1 protein-coding gene is annotated in these 529 nt (G+C 76.7%); it reads left to right on the plus strand.

What is annotated here, in order from left to right; all coding sequences use genetic code 11:
• The coding region (locus tag AC1DQC_RS20235; RefSeq protein ID WP_477053012.1) for a pyridoxal-phosphate dependent enzyme at positions 1-529 on the plus strand (529 nt) is incomplete at both ends.

Here is a 529-nt window from a genome sequence, read left to right on the forward strand (position 1 = left end):
GCTCGTTCAAGATCCGCGGCAGCCTCAACGCCCTGCTGCACCGGCCCGCGGCACAGCGTGACGCGCCGGTGGTGATCGCGTCGGGCGGCAACGCCGGGATCGCGGCGGCGACGGCGTCGCGGATGCTGGGCGTGGCCTGCACGGTGGTCGTCCCCGCGTCCGCGCCCGTCGTCAAGGTCGAGCGGCTCCGGGCCCTCGGCGCCGAGGTGGTCCTCGACGGCGAGCGCTACACCGACGCGTACGCGCGGGCGACTGCGATCGCCGTCGAGCGCGGCGCCCAGCAACTGCATGCCTACGACCTGCCCGACGTGGTCGCGGGCGCCGGGGTGATCGGGCTCGAGCTGGCCGAGCAGGTGCCCGACGCGACCACCGTGCTGGTCGCGGTCGGTGGCGGCGGGCTGGCCGCCGGTATCGCAACGGCGCTGTCGGGGACCACGGCGGTCGTCGGGGTGGAGCCGACTGGTGCGCCCACCCTGCACCGCGCGCTCGCCGCGGGCCGGCCCGTGGACGTCCCGGTGGACAGCGTCGC

The organism is Cellulomonas sp. P4_H12, from assembly GCF_056400905.1.